This is a genomic window from Amphritea atlantica (genome assembly GCA_024397875.1).
Taxonomy (GTDB): domain Bacteria; phylum Pseudomonadota; class Gammaproteobacteria; order Pseudomonadales; family Balneatricaceae; genus Amphritea; species Amphritea atlantica_B.
In genome coordinates this window covers 3,235,496-3,251,289 of record CP073344.1, presented here as the reverse complement: position 1 = coordinate 3,251,289, position 15,794 = coordinate 3,235,496, and the positions used below count along the sequence as shown (strand labels likewise).

The 15,794-nt window shown below is 50.7% G+C and carries 18 protein-coding genes; 16 read left to right on the top strand and 2 right to left on the bottom strand.

What is annotated here, in order from left to right; translation table 11 throughout:
• Positions 1-8 precede the first annotated feature (8 nt).
• The 10 genes from KDX31_15020 (at position 9) to KDX31_14975 (ending at position 9,082) form a co-directional block, all read left to right on the top strand.
• A complete protein-coding gene (locus KDX31_15020) occupies positions 9-1,250 on the top strand; it encodes an FAD-binding oxidoreductase (protein ID UTW02649.1) in 1,242 nt (413 codons plus the stop codon).
• A 1-nt stretch (position 1,251) separates the two neighbouring features.
• Positions 1,252-1,782, top strand: coding sequence for a flavin reductase family protein (locus KDX31_15015; protein UTW02648.1), 531 nt, complete (start codon positions 1,252-1,254; stop codon positions 1,780-1,782).
• Positions 1,783-1,848: 66 nt separating this feature from the next.
• The gene (locus KDX31_15010) at positions 1,849-2,739 is read left to right on the top strand and encodes a transporter (protein UTW02647.1); all 891 of its coding nucleotides are present in this window, start codon (positions 1,849-1,851) and stop codon (positions 2,737-2,739) included.
• A 29-nt stretch (positions 2,740-2,768) separates the two neighbouring features.
• Positions 2,769-4,163 (top strand): anthranilate 1,2-dioxygenase large subunit, encoded by a 1,395-nt coding sequence (antA, locus tag KDX31_15005; protein UTW02646.1) that lies wholly within the window; start codon positions 2,769-2,771, stop codon positions 4,161-4,163.
• 11 nt (positions 4,164-4,174) lie between these two features.
• Positions 4,175-4,666 (top strand): anthranilate 1,2-dioxygenase small subunit, encoded by a 492-nt coding sequence (antB, locus tag KDX31_15000; protein ID UTW05407.1) that lies wholly within the window; start codon positions 4,175-4,177, stop codon positions 4,664-4,666.
• A 135-nt stretch (positions 4,667-4,801) separates the two neighbouring features.
• Positions 4,802-5,821 (top strand): anthranilate 1,2-dioxygenase electron transfer component AntC, encoded by a 1,020-nt coding sequence (gene antC, locus KDX31_14995; GenBank protein ID UTW02645.1) that lies wholly within the window; start codon positions 4,802-4,804, stop codon positions 5,819-5,821.
• Positions 5,822-6,172: 351 nt separating this feature from the next.
• Entirely contained in the window at positions 6,173-6,754 is a 582-nt protein-coding gene (locus KDX31_14990; protein UTW02644.1) for an aminodeoxychorismate/anthranilate synthase component II, read from the top strand.
• A gap of 10 nt (positions 6,755-6,764) precedes the next feature.
• Positions 6,765-7,799, top strand: a complete 1,035-nt coding sequence (gene trpD, locus KDX31_14985) for an anthranilate phosphoribosyltransferase (protein ID UTW02643.1) — start codon at positions 6,765-6,767, stop codon at positions 7,797-7,799.
• A gap of 6 nt (positions 7,800-7,805) precedes the next feature.
• Positions 7,806-8,615: an indole-3-glycerol phosphate synthase TrpC gene (gene trpC, locus KDX31_14980; protein UTW02642.1), complete on the top strand. Its 810-nt coding sequence runs from the start codon at positions 7,806-7,808 to the stop codon at positions 8,613-8,615.
• 59 nt (positions 8,616-8,674) lie between these two features.
• Entirely contained in the window at positions 8,675-9,082 is a 408-nt protein-coding gene (locus tag KDX31_14975; GenBank protein ID UTW02641.1) for an OsmC family protein, read from the top strand.
• Between the two features lie 170 nt (positions 9,083-9,252).
• Here the strand turns inward: KDX31_14975 and KDX31_14970 are convergent, their stop codons facing one another.
• Positions 9,253-9,819: a cysteine hydrolase gene (locus tag KDX31_14970; GenBank protein ID UTW02640.1), complete on the bottom strand. Its 567-nt coding sequence runs from the start codon at positions 9,817-9,819 to the stop codon at positions 9,253-9,255.
• 118 nt (positions 9,820-9,937) lie between these two features.
• On the opposite strand from KDX31_14970, the gene KDX31_14965 reads away from it, so the two are divergent.
• From KDX31_14965 to dnaB, 6 genes are all read left to right on the top strand, one after another.
• A complete protein-coding gene (locus KDX31_14965) occupies positions 9,938-10,924 on the top strand; it encodes a helix-turn-helix domain-containing protein (GenBank protein ID UTW02639.1) in 987 nt (328 codons plus the stop codon).
• 132 nt (positions 10,925-11,056) lie between these two features.
• Positions 11,057-11,533, top strand: coding sequence for a hypothetical protein (locus KDX31_14960; protein UTW02638.1), 477 nt, complete (start codon positions 11,057-11,059; stop codon positions 11,531-11,533).
• Between the two features lie 174 nt (positions 11,534-11,707).
• Positions 11,708-12,157, top strand: coding sequence for a 30S ribosomal protein S6 (gene rpsF / locus KDX31_14955; GenBank protein UTW02637.1), 450 nt, complete (start codon positions 11,708-11,710; stop codon positions 12,155-12,157).
• Positions 12,158-12,189: 32 nt separating this feature from the next.
• On the top strand, positions 12,190-12,417 hold the full coding sequence (rpsR, locus tag KDX31_14950) for a 30S ribosomal protein S18 (protein ID UTW02636.1): 228 nt from the start codon (positions 12,190-12,192) through the stop codon (positions 12,415-12,417).
• A gap of 123 nt (positions 12,418-12,540) precedes the next feature.
• Positions 12,541-12,987, top strand: coding sequence for a 50S ribosomal protein L9 (gene rplI, locus KDX31_14945; protein UTW02635.1), 447 nt, complete (start codon positions 12,541-12,543; stop codon positions 12,985-12,987).
• Between the two features lie 139 nt (positions 12,988-13,126).
• On the top strand, positions 13,127-14,509 hold the full coding sequence (gene dnaB, locus KDX31_14940; protein UTW02634.1) for a replicative DNA helicase: 1,383 nt from the start codon (positions 13,127-13,129) through the stop codon (positions 14,507-14,509).
• 260 nt (positions 14,510-14,769) lie between these two features.
• Here dnaB and KDX31_14935 read toward each other — a convergent pair whose 3' ends face one another.
• Entirely contained in the window at positions 14,770-15,786 is a 1,017-nt protein-coding gene (locus tag KDX31_14935; protein UTW02633.1) for an IS110 family transposase, read from the bottom strand.
• Positions 15,787-15,794 lie beyond the last annotated feature (8 nt).

Genomic DNA, 15,794 nt, shown 5'->3' with positions numbered 1-15,794 from the left:
TAAATTTTATGTCACGTAAAATCGCAATTATAGGTGCCGGTCAGTCCGGTCTGCAGACGGGTATTGGCCTTTTAAAACAGGGCTATCAGGTCACTATGTTATCCAACCGGACGCAGGAGGAGATTCGTTCCGGCCGGGTCACTTCAAGTCAGTGCATGTTCGATATGGCACTGAATACCGAAAGAGAGCTGGGGCTTAATTTCTGGGAAAACGATTGCCCGCCGGTCGAGGGTATCGGCCTGACGGTGCCCAACCCCGAACGTCCCGGTGAGAAACTGATCGACTGGGCGGCGCCTATCGACCACAAAGCGCAGTCGGTGGATCAGCGTCTGAAGATGCCGGTATGGATGGATGAGTTTGTCCGTCTGGGTGGCGATCTGGTGTTCCAGGATGCCGGTATTGACGAACTTGAAGCGCTGGCCGCTTCACACGATCTGGTGTTGCTGGCGGCGGGTAAAGGCGAGATCGTCCGTCAGTTTGAACGGGATGCTGAGCGTTCCGTGTTTGATAAACCACAACGGGCTCTTGCACTCACCTATGTGCATGGCATGGAACCTAAAGAACCGTTTTCCCGCGTAGCGTTTAATCTGATTCCCGGTGTGGGTGAATACTTCTGTTTCCCCGCCCTGACCCTGAGCGGTCCCTGCGAAATTATGGTGTTTGAGGGGATTCCGGGAGGTCCGATGGATTGCTGGGGCGATGTCGAAACCCCGCAACAACACCTGGCCCGCAGCCTGGAGATCCTCAATACCTACTGCCCATGGGAAGCGGAACGTTGCAAGAATATTCAGCTCACGGATGACAATGGTGTACTGGCCGGTCGCTTCCCGCCAACGGTGCGTAAGCCGGTAATGACCCTGCCTTCCGGGCGTAAAGTGTTGGGCATGGCGGATGCGCTGGTGGTCAATGATCCGATTACCGGTCAGGGGTCAAACAATGGCGCCAAGTGCAGCAAGATCTATCTGGACTCCATTATTGCCCACGGTGATCAGGCGTTTGATGAAAACTGGATGAAGGATACCTTCGAAGCTTACTGGGCTTACGCCGAACAAGTGGTTGGCTGGACCAACAGCATCCTGCTGCCGCCTGAGGAGCATACTCTCAACCTGCTGGGTGCCGCCCAACAATCACCGGAACTGGCTAAGACCATTGCCAACGGCTTTAACAACCCGGTCGACATGATGCCCTGGTGGACTAATGCAGACGCCTGTAATCAGGTGGTTGGCGAATATTTTAAGCTGGAGGCCTGAGATGACCGCTTCTAATACACAGTCTATAAATTCCGCAGCTGCTGTTGAGATGCCGCTGATTGATACCCGCGAGCTGCGCAACACCTTTGGCATGTTTGCCACCGGTGTCACCGCCATTACCGCGCTTGGCGAGAATGATCAACTGGTGGGGATTACCGCCAACTCTTTCTCATCTCTGTCTTTGGATCCGGCTCTGATCTTGTGGAGTCTGGTACTGACCTCACCCAGTGTGGCGGCGTTTGATGAGGGTAAATATTTCAATGTGAATATCCTCAGTCAGAGTCAGGAGGGGCTGGCGATGCAGCTGGCGACCCGCTCTGAGGATAAGTTTTCCGGTGTTCCGTATCGCCTGAGTCCGACTGGGGTGCCGCTGCTGGAGGATGCATTGGCAACCCTGCAGTGTCAGGTGGAGTTTACCCGTGTCGCCGGTGATCACCTGCTGATCGTCGGCCGGGTGCTTGACTTTGACCGGGCCGATGCGGGCGAACCTCTGGTGTTTTATCGGGGTGGTTTTAAGCAGCTCTGTGACTGAGTCCCACACCGTCGAGTCCGGTTGAGGCCGGTCTCTTATCATACGAATAATAAGGAATAACATCACATGAAACGTACAGTTAACTATGCAATGGGGTGTCTGATCGGGGCATCTTTAATCACTACTCAGGTTCAGGCGACTGAGGGCGGTGGCTCGAACTACCCGATGGGGGCTGAAGATCTGCTGGTGGGCGCGCTGCCACCTCCCGGTGTCTATCCGCTGATTTACGCTGAGCATTATGAGGCGGATGATTTTAAGGGCAATGATGGAAAAAGTTTGCCCATCAACTTTAATCTGAAAGCCAATGTGCTGGCGCCGCGACTGCTTTATGTAACGGATAAAACTCTGTTCGGTGGTCAGCTGTTTTTTGCCGGTTTGTTACCGCTGGTTGATCTGGATGTCTCCGTCATGGGGATGAACGATAGCGAATCTGGTATTGGTGATCTGGATCTGACCGCCGCGCTGGCCTTCCATCACAGTCCTCAGTTTCACACCGCTATCGGTGTCGATGTTATCGCGCCCACCGGTGAATATGATTCATCCCGGCTAGCCAATATCGGTCGTAATTACTGGACTGTTCAGGGTATCTACGCCGCGTCCCATATTGATCCTGCCGGTTTCAACTGGGGGGTGAAAGTGATGTATGACTACAACTTCGAAAATGATGATACCGACTACAGATCGGGTCAGGAGTTGCATGCCGATTATTCCCTGGGTTACGGCGTATCACCGAACTGGGTTGTCGGTGTCGGTGGGTATGCCTATAAACAGTTGACCGGAGATGAAGTCAACGGCACGGATATCGGTAATAAGGGCCAGGCTTTCGCCATCGGTCCTGCGATTAAATTCGACAATGGCAAAGGCTTCTTTTTATCCGTTAAGTATCAAAAAGAGATGGCGGTTGAAAATCGGCCTCAGGGCGATGCTTTCTGGATAAAAACAATTGTGAAGTTTTAATCAATTAGCTGAGCCAGGAGACTGAATCAATGAATACTAACTCTAAACAAACACTGATTGAGTGGCGCGATAAGGTTGAAAGCTGGACCGACTTTCGTCCGCAAGACAATGTCTATCGTGTTGCGCGTGAAATGTTTACCGACCGGGATCTGTTCGATATTGAGATGGATCTTATCTTCGAAAATACCTGGATTTATGCCTGTCATGAGAGCCAGATAGCCAACCCCCATGACTTTTTTACCCTGCAGGCGGGCCGTCAATCGATGATCATCACCCGTGATGGTAACGGCGAGCTGAATGCGCTGATTAATGCCTGTCAGCATCGTGGTGCAACCCTGACCAGGGTATGTCGTGGCAATCAGTCTACTTTTACCTGTCCGTTTCATGCCTGGTGTTATAAGACCGACGGCCGGTTGGTGAAAGTCAAAGCCCCCGGTGAATATCCTGATGACTTTGATAAGTCGACCCGAGGGTTGCGTAAAGCGCTGATCAGCTCGTACAAGGGTTTCGTTTTCATTAACCTGAATACTGCCTGCACCGAGTCGCTTGAAGATTTCCTCGGCGATGCCCGCATCGGTTTTGACATGATGGTGGCACAGTCAGAGAGCGGTGAGCTGGAAGTGTTGCCGGGATCCTCTTCCTATACCTTTGATGGTAACTGGAAGCTGCAGAATGAAAATGGTCTCGATGGTTATCACGTCAGCACCGTGCACTATAACTACGTTGCTACGGTGCAGTATCGTCAGCAACTGGAAATAGAAAAGCATGGCACCGGCAAAAAAGTGCTCGACTACAGCAAGCTGGGTGCGGGTGATAAGGAAACCGATGATGGCTGGTTTGCTTTCAACAACGGTCATACCATCCTCTTCAGTGATATGCCCAACCCTGAGGTTCGTCCGGGTTATGCCTCTGTTATGCCCCGTCTGATCGAAGAGTATGGCGAAAGTCGTGCGCAGTGGATGATGCATCGTTTACGTAACCTCAACATCTACCCGAGTCTGTTCTTTATGGATCAGATCAGCTCTCAGCTGCGCGTTGTTCGCCCGGTCGCCTGGAATAAAACCGAAGTTCACAGTTTCTGCCTGGGTGTTAAAGGCGAATCCGATACCGATCGGGAAAACCGTATCCGTCAGTTTGAGGATTTCTTTAACGTTTCCGGTATGGGCACCCCCGATGACCTGGTGGAATTCCGCGAAGCCCAGAAGGGTTTTGAAGCGCGCCTGGAACGCTGGAATGACATCTCCCGTGGTTGCGACAAATGGACCCGGGAACCTACCGCCAATACCGAGGCTTTGGGTATTCACCCGGCCATTACCGGCACCGAGTTTACTCATGAAGGCCTCTATGTAAATCAGCATTCTACCTGGCAGCGTTATCTGCTGCAGGGGCTGGATCGTAAGCTGCAGCAACAGGAGGAAAAGTGATGTCGATTGAAATGAAAAACGCTGCGCTGAAGAGCATTGAGCAGTTTCTTTACACTCAGTCCGAGTACTGTGATCGTCAGCAGTGGGATGAATATCTGGCAACATTTGATGAAAATGCCGAGTTTCATATCCCTCAATGGGATTCAGAACATGTGCATACCACTGACCCTAAACGGGAGATGTCGCTGATCTACTATGCCACCCGGGCTGGTCTTGAGGATCGGGTCTTCCGCATCCGCACCGGTAAGTCGGCCGCCTGTACCCCGATGCCCCGCACCCTGCACAGTGTTAACAATGTGCAGGGTGAGGAGCAAGCCGATGGTACCTGGAAGGTTAAGGCAAATTGGGTGACACACTTTTACCGTTTTGGTGAATCTGAAGCATTCTTTGGCCGGGCTGAATATATCCTTCGAGCCGATAGCGACAGCTGGAAAGTCCTTCGTAAACAAGCGATTTTATTGAACGATAAAATTCGTCATGTGCTTGATTTCTATCACGTCTGATCGGTTATCAGGTCGGTATTAAGATCTTTAGGCTTCAGATGCAGAGCCTGCCTCTTCCCCTTAGCGGGCTTCTGCAACGGTCTGTATGTCGTCGATTCCGGTCTTCTATCAGACGAAGATTTTCTGAGGTGTTTTATGAATAAAGTTGCTTTGAATTTCAGTGATGGGCGCACCAAGTTTATTGGTGTTAATGCTGGAGAAACCGTACTCGATGCGGCTCTGCGTCAGGGTATTACGATTCCGGTCGATTGCCGGGAAGGTGTTTGTGCTACCTGTAAAGGGCGCTGCAGCTCCGGGGATTATCAGCTTGAATATGTTGATGAGGATGCCCTGAGTGAGTCAGAGCTGGAGCAGGGGAGTGTGCTGACCTGTCAGATGCGGGTGGCATCCGATTGCGCTATAGAGTTTGGCTTTGAATCAACGCTCTGCACCAGCGCCGGGCCGGAAGAGTTGGAGGCGGTGATTACCAAAATAGATCGGGTATCAGAGTCCGCCGCGGTGGTTTACATTGATGCTCAGGCCCGGGGTGATCAGCTGGACTTCCTGCCGGGGCAGTATGCCCATGTAAATGTGCCGGGTACCAGCGAGTGGCGCTCATACTCCTTCGCCTGTGCACCCAATGAGACGAATCAGTTGCAGTTTCTGATCCGGCTGCTGCCGCAGGGGGTGATGAGTGATTATCTGCGCGACCGGGCAAAACCGGGTGACCGGATGAAACTGAAGGCTCCGCTGGGGGCGTTTTATCTGCATCAGATCAAACGTCCGCTAATTTTTGTCGCTGGCGGAACCGGGCTGGCTGCATTTCTCGGGATGCTCGATCAGTTGGTTGAGAATCCTCAACGTTGCGATCAGCCGATCACCCTGTTTTATGGTGTCACTCAGATGGCTGATCTGTGTGAGATCGAACGCCTCCAGGCGTTTGCAGAAAAACTACCGGGCTTCAGTTATGACAGCATCGTCATGAAAGAAACCGATGGCTGGCAGGGACCGGTTGGAGTGGTCACCGATCTGTTTGAGGATAGTCATTTCAACGACGGCGAGGTTGATCTCTACCTGTGTGGGCCGCCGCCGATGGTGGATGCCGTGAAAGGCTGGCTGGATGAACGGGATATGGCCAATAGTGCGATCCACTATGAGAAATTCTCTGCCAGTTAACGCTTTTTGTCTGCCTGGTGATGCTGAGCACGTGGGCCTGGTTTCTTGTTACTTTAAGAAAAGCAGCGCACATTTTTCCTCAGCGGCTATAACTTTCAATACCTGGATATCATGGAAACGGATATGCAGGTATTTTTCCTCTGGCAGTTTATAGTCGTTTTCCTCTGTTAGCCCCTCCGATGACGGTTTTCATCGCTCATCAGTGTTATCCGGAATTAGGTTCCTGTACTATAATCGGCTGTTCTTCGAAGCCATCTGCTGCTCAGTTTCGATTTATTTGGTGTATAAACCGGGTAACCTGAATAAGGCTCGATGTTATTAATTATATAAATCAATAGGTTAAGTATTGATATGTTACTGATGATCGATAACTACGACTCGTTTACCTATAACGTCGTGCAATATCTGGGTGAGCTGGGTGCTGAAGTTCAGGTGTATCGTAATGATGAAATTACGATCGAACAGATCGAAGCCCTCAACCCCACCCAACTGGTAATATCTCCCGGACCCTGTACTCCAAATGAAGCGGGTATCTCGGTTGCGGCGATTAAGCATTTTGCCGGTAAACTGCCGATCTTTGGTATCTGTCTGGGTCATCAGAGTATGGGCCAGGCCTTTGGCGGTGATGTGGTTCGTGCCCGTCAGGTGATGCATGGCAAGGTCTCTCCGGTTTATCACAACAATACCGGAGTATTTGCCGGGCTGGAAAATCCGGTTTCTGTGACGCGGTACCACTCACTGGTGATTGATAAGAATACCTTGCCAGACTGTCTGGAGATCACCGCCTGGACTCAGAACGATGATGGTAGTGTCGATGAGATCATGGGCGTGCGGCATAAAGAACTGGATATTGAAGGGGTGCAGTTCCACCCGGAATCCATCCTGACTCAGCAGGGCCATGATCTGCTGCAAAACTTTTTAAACCGAGCATAAGGACGACACAATGGATATCAAAGAAGCGCTGGCGCGGGTGGTCGATCATATCGATCTGAGCCGCGATGAAATGGTTGAAGTGATGCGTCAGGTGATGACCGGTGAATGTTCTGAATCGCAGATCGCCGGTTTTCTGGTTGCGCTGCGGATGAAGAGTGAGTCGATTGATGAGATTACCGGTGCTGCCCAGGTGATGCGTGAACTGGCGACGCCGGTAAAAGCAACCTCTGCGCCGTTGGTCGATATCGTCGGTACCGGTGGCGATGGTGCCAACCTGTTTAACGTCTCTTCTGCCAGTGCTTTTGTCGCTGCGGCTTGCGGTGTTTATGTGGCCAAGCATGGCAACCGGGGGGTGTCCTCCAGCAGTGGCAGTGCTGATCTGTTGGAGCAAGCGGGAATCAATCTGGATCTGGGGGCTGATGCTGTAGCCCGCTGTATCGATGAAGTCGGTGTCGGTTTTATGTTTGCACCGGGCTTTCATGGCGCGATGAAACACGCCATCGGGGCCCGTCGGGCGCTGGCTACCCGCACGGTATTTAATATCCTCGGGCCGATGACCAATCCGGCCGGAGCGCAGCGCCTGGTGATCGGGGTATTTACTAAAAAACTCTGTCGGCCAATGGCGGAGGTGATGCAGCAACTGGGCGGCGAACACATCATGGTGGTACATGCGGATGATGGCCTGGATGAGATCAGTCTGGCAACCCACACCTACGTGGCTGAGCTGAAAGACGGTGAAATTACGGAATATCGTTTGTCACCTGAAGATTTGGGTGTTGAGAGTCAGAGTCTGATCGGGCTGATAATTGATAGTCCGGCCCAGTCACTGGAGCTGATTAAGAAGGCATTCTCAGGCGCTGAAGATGCTGCTGCTAAAAAGGCGGCATCGATGGTGGCTCTTAATGCTGGCGCGGCGATCTATATCAGCGGTCAGGCGTCCAGCCATAAAGAGGGCGTGGCAAAAGCCCTGGAAGCGATCCACTCGGGCGCGGCACTGAATAAAATGCAACAGCTGGCGGATTTTAGCCAGTCGCTGAAGGACTGAACAACGATGACTGATACACCTACCGTGCTTAAAAAGATAATTGCGCGGAAATATGCAGAGATTGCTGAGCGTCAGCCGGTCAAAAGTATTGCTGACCTGAAAGCACAGATCGCAGATCAGCAGGGCAGTGCGACCGATCCCCGTGGTTTTGTCGCGAATATGGCGAAAACACTGGCTGAAGGGCGTTCTGCTATTATTGCGGAAGCGAAAAAAGCCAGCCCTTCCAAAGGGGTGATTCGTGATCCCTTTGTGCCAGCCGATATTGCCCGTTCATATGAAGCGGGCGGTGCCAGTTGTCTGTCAGTGCTCACCGATGCTGATTTCTTTCAGGGCAGTGAAGCTTTTCTTATGGAAGCGCGTGCCGCCTGTGCATTGCCAGTTATCCGTAAAGATTTTATTGTAGACCCTTATCAGATTTACGAAGCCCGGGCGATCGGTGCGGATTGTATCCTGCTGATAGTCGCCGCGCTGGAAGACGCTCAGATGGCGGATCTCAATGCTCTGGCGCTGGAGCTGGGAATGGACGTATTGATTGAAGTGCATAACCAAGCTGAACTGGAGCGTTCATTGCCAATCGGTAACACGCTCGTAGGGATTAATAATCGTAACCTGCACACCTTTGAAGTGTCACTTGAGCATACCTTTGAATTGCTGGATAGGGTGCCTGACGATCGTATCGTGGTCACCGAAAGCGGTATTCTGTGCCGTGACGATGTTATGGCGATGCGGGAGCACAATGTTAACAGCTTCCTGGTGGGTGAAGCCTTTATGCGCGCCGATAATCCGGGTGAAAAGCTGGCCGAACTTTTTAAATGAAAGCTTTTTAATCAGTGCTGATCAAACAATAAAGTTTCAATAGAGAAGATACAGTTACTATGCAGGCAAAAGTAAAATGGGACGGCGATGTCCGTTTCAAGGGAACCACCGGTTCCGGATTTGACATTACCATCGATGGGGAGCTGAAACAGGGGCCTCGCCCGATGGAACTAATGCTGCTGGGTTTGGGGGGCTGCACCTCTTACGATGTGATCGGTATTCTTAAGAAAACCCGTCAGGATGTGGTGGATTGTGTCGCTGAGATCGATGCCGAACGCGCCGATGCCGTGCCTGCAGTATTCACTAAGATCCATGTGAAATTTATTGTTTCCGGTCGGGGATTGAACGAGAAAAAAGTGGAGCGGGCGGTAAAGCTCTCTGCCGAGCAGTATTGTTCGGCATCTCTGATGCTGGAAAAGGGTGGAGTAGAGATTACCCACAGCTTTGAGATCGTAGAGGTGGAATAAGAGCAACGAGTTGTAGCTCGTGGCTGGGAAGAGTCTTCTTTGTATTTGTAGGAGCGGATTCCAGCCGCGAGAAATATGTGAGAATTTCAATTCGCGGCTGGAAGCCGCTCCTACAATTAAAATGGCTGTGTTAATTGGGGGCAGTACAGCAGTCCACTACGAGCCCCGAATTACTTCATTTCACTCAACAATACTTCCGTATCTTCAACCCGGGCATAGGCAAATGCCAGTGCCGCCATAAATGACGCATGCACCTGCTCAGCAGGGACGGTGATACCGTTGAACACCTGATCCCGGGTAGCGCAGGCATCCTGAGCAACCGTGACGTTGTAGCCCAGATCTGCTGCCGCCCGAACACCGGCATCGATACACATGTGGCTCATTGCTCCGGCAACGGTCAGGTTCTCAATGTTCAGCGTGTCGAGCACCTGTTTCAGGCGGGTCTCTTTAAAGCTGTTTGCGGCGTGTTTTAAAATGATCGGTTCATCGCCCCCGGCTGCAACGGTGTTGTTGATCTGAGCGCCCTCCGATCCGGACAGAAAGAAAGGCGCATCATCCGATTCAAACTCATGGCGAACATGTATAACCGGCAGCTGCTTTTGACGGAAAGCGGTGAGTAGTTGGGCGGCGTTATCAGCAGCAAGCTGAGTGTTTTTCAGTTCCCATTTTCCACCCGGAAAGTAGTCGTTCTGAAAGTCGATTAACAGCAGCGCTGTGTTGGGCTGAATCTGTGTCATATGAATACCTCTTCAATAGATGTCTGATGATGGGTCTATTATCCTTTGCCTCCGCATCCTATACTGGAGTCGTTTTTGACATATTTAAGGCAATAACTGACAGAAGTCTGCGGTCTCTATGAAACATATCAGTATTTTAATTATTCAGTACCCGGGGGCGATGCAGTCAGCAATCGTGGGGCTGCACGAACTGTTTGATATGGCCACCCGGTTGAGCCGGGAACGGCAGGCGGGCCTGCAGTTTGATATACAGGTGTTACATAGCTCGGAACTGAATGGTGATCCGGCAGAGGGCTCTGATTCAGCCTGCTGTACAGGCGATGTGGATAAGTCGTCTGTCACCGCGGTGCCCCAGGTAATAATTTTACCGCCCTGTCTGGTTGGCAGTTTCTATACTAATGGGCAGCCGGAACTGAGTCACTGGCTGAAAGTGATGCATGGGGCGGGGGCGCTGTTATGTTCTGTGTGTGCCGGGGCTTTTCTTCTGGCACAGACCGGCTTGTTGAATCAGCGCCCGGCAACGACACACTGGATACTGGCGGAGGAGCTGGCTGCCAGGTTTCCTGAGGTGCGGGTGGATGATACTAAAATACTGATTAATGATGGTGACCTGATGACTGCCGGTGGGCTGATGGCCTGGCTGGATCTGGGACTGGAACTGGTGGCACAGTTTGGCACTCCTGCCTTGATGAGACAGTTGGGGAAGCAACTCGTCGTTGATACTGCACCCCGTCAGCAGCGCTACTATCGCTGCTTTATGCCTCCGTTTGATCATGGAGACCGGGTGATTCTGAAAAGTCAGCACTATTTGCAAAACCATAGCCAGCATCCGGTTACGGTAAAGCAGCTTGCCTCTGACTGTCATTTGACCGAGCGCACCTTCCTGCGTCGCTTTTTCCGGGCAACCGGATATAAGCCCAAAGAGTACATTCAGCAACTCAGGATCAGCAAAGCCTGTGAAGCACTGGAGGGATCCGCTGACAGTATTGAGGTGATCTCACTGAACGCCGGTTATGAGGATGTCAGTGCTTTCAGAAAAGTGTTTATTAAAATTACCGGGCTGACTCCACGGGAGTTCCGTGGCCGGTTTGGTGCTGAAGCATGACAGTTACCATGAAGTTACCACGAGTGGCGGTAGTCTGGTGTTCCGGGGACGAATAAATCGTCGGAATGCGTTAGTCTGTTGTTACAAACACATGGAACGGTAACGGTATTGCGCTATATCAGGAGGATTGCGATGCTTAAAAAGGGACTTTTACTGGGGATGCTGCTGGCCTCCCCACTGACATCTGCAGAACCGTCAGGGATCTATCTGCTGGGCGAATTTACCTATAAAGGCACGCCGATTAGTAAAGCGGTGCTGCTGCAAGATCGGCGGGTAAAGGATCTGCAGCAGTGTCGTGACTTTGTTCGTTACCATATACGGGGCACCGAGCGGGGTAAAAACTATTATCGTCACTATATCCGGACACAGCGTACCGGCGTCAATATCGTTCCCCGTTATACCTGCATTAAAACCCGCTTAAAGATCAGTCAGTGGAATGATCATGATTTTTACGACAAGGTGTATCTGTTCGATCTGCGAAAGGGTCAGCGCTTTACGCAGTTTGAGGACACCAACAGTTGTTGGGCCGGGATTCGTAATGATCCTGATAAACACTCTGGAAAGCTGTTTTGCGCAAAAATGAGTCAGTCGATCTCTCCTGCCAGATAGCGTAGGGTTGCAACAACAAAGGCTGGAATCGTATAGATTTGTTTGTGTTTTGCAGATCTTCGCGTATAATTTCGCCTCCCGTTGGTTATGCCATTGAGGAAACTAACTCTAACTCCTTGCTTTCTACCGTTTTTCGATGCGGCTGAAGGCTGTATAAACCGTAAGGAGCAATTAATGCGTCATTACGAAATCGTTTTTCTGGTTCACCCGAATCAGAGTGAGCAGGTTCCAGCTATGGTTGAGCGTTACACCAAGCTGATTGAAGAATCTGAAGGTAAAATCCACCGTCTGGAAGATTGGGGCCGTCGTCACCTGGCTTACCCAATCAACAAAATCCATAAAGCGCACTACGTTCTGATGAACGTTGAATGTGCTCAGGAAACTCTGGACGAGCTAACCAACATCTTCCGTTACAACGATGCGGTTATCCGTAACATGGTTGTACGTCGTAAAGATGCGGTTACTGAAGTATCTCCAATTAAAGCTGCTGAAGGCCGTGAAGAGCGTCGTCCACGTCGCGAAGAACGTTCTGAAAAGCCTGCTGAAGCCCCTGCTGCAGAAGCTCCTGCTACAGAAGCTCCGGCTGCTGATGCGCCAGCTGCTGAAGAAGCTGCTGCCGAGTAATCGGTTTAACCTATATTTAGAGGAGATATACCATGGCTCGTTTTTTCCGTCGTAGAAAATTCTGCCGTTTTACCGCTGAAGGCGTTACTGAGATCGATTATAAAGATCTGGATACCCTGAAAGGTTACATTACTGAAACCGGTAAAATCGTACCTAGCCGTATCACTGGTACTAAAGCTCGTTACCAGCGTCAGCTGGCAACTGCTATCAAGCGTGCTCGTTACGTTGCACTGCTGCCATACACTGACAGCCACCAGTAATAACGGTTAACCTGTCGCGCTTATTTAAGTATCTGTACAGATATATGCGCGCAGGTGATTAAACAAGTTTCAGCTTGTCGATGTCAGCATCGACAGGCGAGAGTAAAAATAGAGGTTTGCGAGATGGAAGTTATCCTGCTCGAGAAAATTGGCAAACTGGGTAGCCTGGGTGACAAGGTAACCGTTAAGCGTGGTTACGGTCGTAACTACCTGCTTCCTTTTGGGAAAGCGGTTCCTGCTACTGCAGCTAATCTGGAAACATTCGAAGCACGTCGTGCTGAACTTGAATCTGCTGCATCTGAGAAGTTGAACTCTGCTCAGGCACGTGCTGAACAACTGAACGAAATCGAACTGTCTATCGTTGCCAAAGCTGGCGAAGAAGGCAAGCTGTTTGGTTCTATCGGTACTGCTGATATCGCTGATGCGATTTCAGCTTCAGGTATCGAAGTTGCTAAGCATGAAGTTCGTCTGCCAGAAGGCGCTCTGCGTACTACTGGTGAGTTCGAAGTTGCTATTCAGCTGCACCCGGAAGTTACTGCTACTGTCGGCATCGTTGTTGTTGGCGAGTAAGCATTGCTGTTGATCTGAAATTTTCAGATCTACGGTGAGTTAAGAAGCACTGCGTAGTATTATACTGCGCAGTGCTTTTTTCGTTTTAGACCAGTAGTATCAGTAAGCTGGTATCCTGTGTGCCGAGGTATAAGGTTTTATGGATTATCTGGATCCCGATTCAGCAGATATGGAAGGTGTAAAAGTCCCTCCCCATTCTCAGGAAGCTGAGCAGTCCGTGCTCGGCGGTTTGATGCTGGATAATAACGCCTGGGATGCGGTTTCAGAGATCGTACTGGAAGATCAGTTCTACCGTCACGATCACCGGCTGATCTTCCGTACGATTGAGAAGCTGGTTAATAATATGCAGCCGATCGATGTGGTCACCATCTCGGAAGAGCTGGATCGCACCGGTAATCTGGATGCCGCCGGAGGACTGGATTATCTGGTCGAACTGGCGCGAAACACCCCCAGTGCTTCCAATATTCGCGCCTATGCAGAGATCGTCCGCGACCGGGCGCTGCTGCGCAAGATGATCACGGTTGCTCATGAGATTGCCGAAAGTGCCTTTATGCCCGAAGGGCGTCCGGGGTCCGACATTCTTAGTGAAGCGGAACAGAAGATCTTTCAGATCGCAGAAGACCGGCCCAACGAAGGCGGTCCTGTCGGTGTAAATCCACTGCTGAAAAAAGCAGTGGATAAGATCGATGAGCTGTTCAACTCCGAAGGTGCGATGACCGGTGTCACCACCGGCTTTGATGAGCTGGATAAAGCAACTGGCGGCATGCAGCCTTCCGATCTGATTATCGTTGCTGCGCGTCCATCGATGGGTAAAACCACCTTTGCCATGAACCTGGTTGAAAATGCGCTGATGGCGCAAGATAAGCCGGTACTGGTATTCAGTCTCGAGATGCCTGCGGATCAGCTGGTTACGCGGATGTTGTCCTCGCTGGGACGAATCAACCAGACCCGGGTGCGTTCCGGTAAGCTGGAAGAGGATGACTGGCCCCGTCTGACCACCGCAGTCAATATGCTGCGGGATAAACCGCTGTTTATTGATGATACTGCGGGCATCAGTCCAACTGAAATGAGAAACCGTGCCCGGCGTATTGTCCGGGAGCATGGTGATATTGCCATGATCATGGTGGATTATCTTCAGTTGATGCAGATTAAGGGCGGCAATAGTGAAGGCCGTACGGCGGAGATCTCCGAGATCTCCCGTTCCCTGAAGGCGCTGGCCAAAGAACTGGAGTGTCCGGTCATCGCGCTGTCGCAGCTTAACCGTGCCCTGGAACAACGGCCAAATAAACGTCCGGTCAACTCTGACTTGCGGGAATCGGGTGCGATTGAGCAGGATGCCGACGTGATCATGTTTATCTACCGGGATGAGGTCTATAACGAAGATTCCCCGGATAAAGGCATTGCCGAGATTATCATTGGTAAGCAGCGTAACGGTCCGATCGGTAGCAACCGTCTGGCCTTTATCGGTCAGTTTACCAAGTTTGAAAACCTCGCGCCGATGGCCTATCAGGACTATGAATAGGGATTCTGAGCCGACAGTTCCAGCCACAAAAATGTATGGTTCCCCTCATGATTGCAACACAGATTTGTGATCATGAGGTGGTTTTGCGCTAATGTATTCGGAGTCTTTAATTAGGAATGTTTCATTCCTGCTCCACGATGAGCATCCGCGCCAGATAGCCCTTAAAAAACCGACAGCTTATAACAGCTGTTTTTTGTGACAGGTTTACTACCCGGACGGTCAACCCTTTTCATCATCACGCTCTGTTATTGCAAACCTGATTAAACCTGCTGTGACTGGTAAGGCTCATTCTTGCTTAAAACAGCATACGCTATTCGTGACAGCTTGTTTGCCAGAGCAATACAGACCGTATTAAATGATTTACTTGCTCTCAGCTTTCTTAGCCAGTCATACATCGGCCCCCGATAGTTATCCAATCGTGATAGGATCGCTCTGGCTCCGTGCACTAATAAGCATCTAAGGCGTTTATTTCCACGCTTACTAATACCTAATAACTTCGACCTCCCTCCTGTCGAATATTGCCGCGGCACCAACCCTAACCAAGCAGCCATTTCTCGACCGCTTTTAAACTGATGAGCATTGCCCACTTCTGCTGCTAATTGGCTTGCAGTCATATCACCAATACCAGGAACGGTTTTTAGTAGCTGGCAACGACTGCTTTGCTTAACCTGCCTAACGATTTTTATATCTTGTTCGGCTATTTGCTCATTTAAGTAGCGGTAGTGATCATGCATCACTTGAAGCTCACCTATGATGGCTGGGCATAGTGTAACTTTTTGTGTGCTTAGCCATGAAAACAGCTTTTTCATCGCTGAGTGACCACGTGGAAGGGATAAACCGAATTCCAATAACAGCGCGCCAATACGTGACATACAAGCTGTGCGCTCCGCTACGAAGCCTTCACGTACTCGATGTACGACTACCTGACTTTGTGCGTCAACTGACTTCACTGCGACAAACCGCATATCCGGACGACCTGCCGCCTCAGTAATCGCTTGCGCATCAATGAAGTCGTTTTTATTACCTTTAACAAAAGGTTTAACATATTGAGGCGGGATTAATCGGACGTCGTGACCATAACTCATGCAGAGACGGCCTAACCAGTGCGCGCCACCGCATGCTTCAAACGCAATAATGCATGGCGGTAGTTGTGCTATAAAAGTAATGAGCTGATGACGAGAGAGTTTCTTTTTGCAGACTTGCTTATCGTGAGAATCACGACCAATTAAATGAAAAGAAGACTTGCCTAAATCGATTCCAAGGACTTTGATAGACATGAGATGGT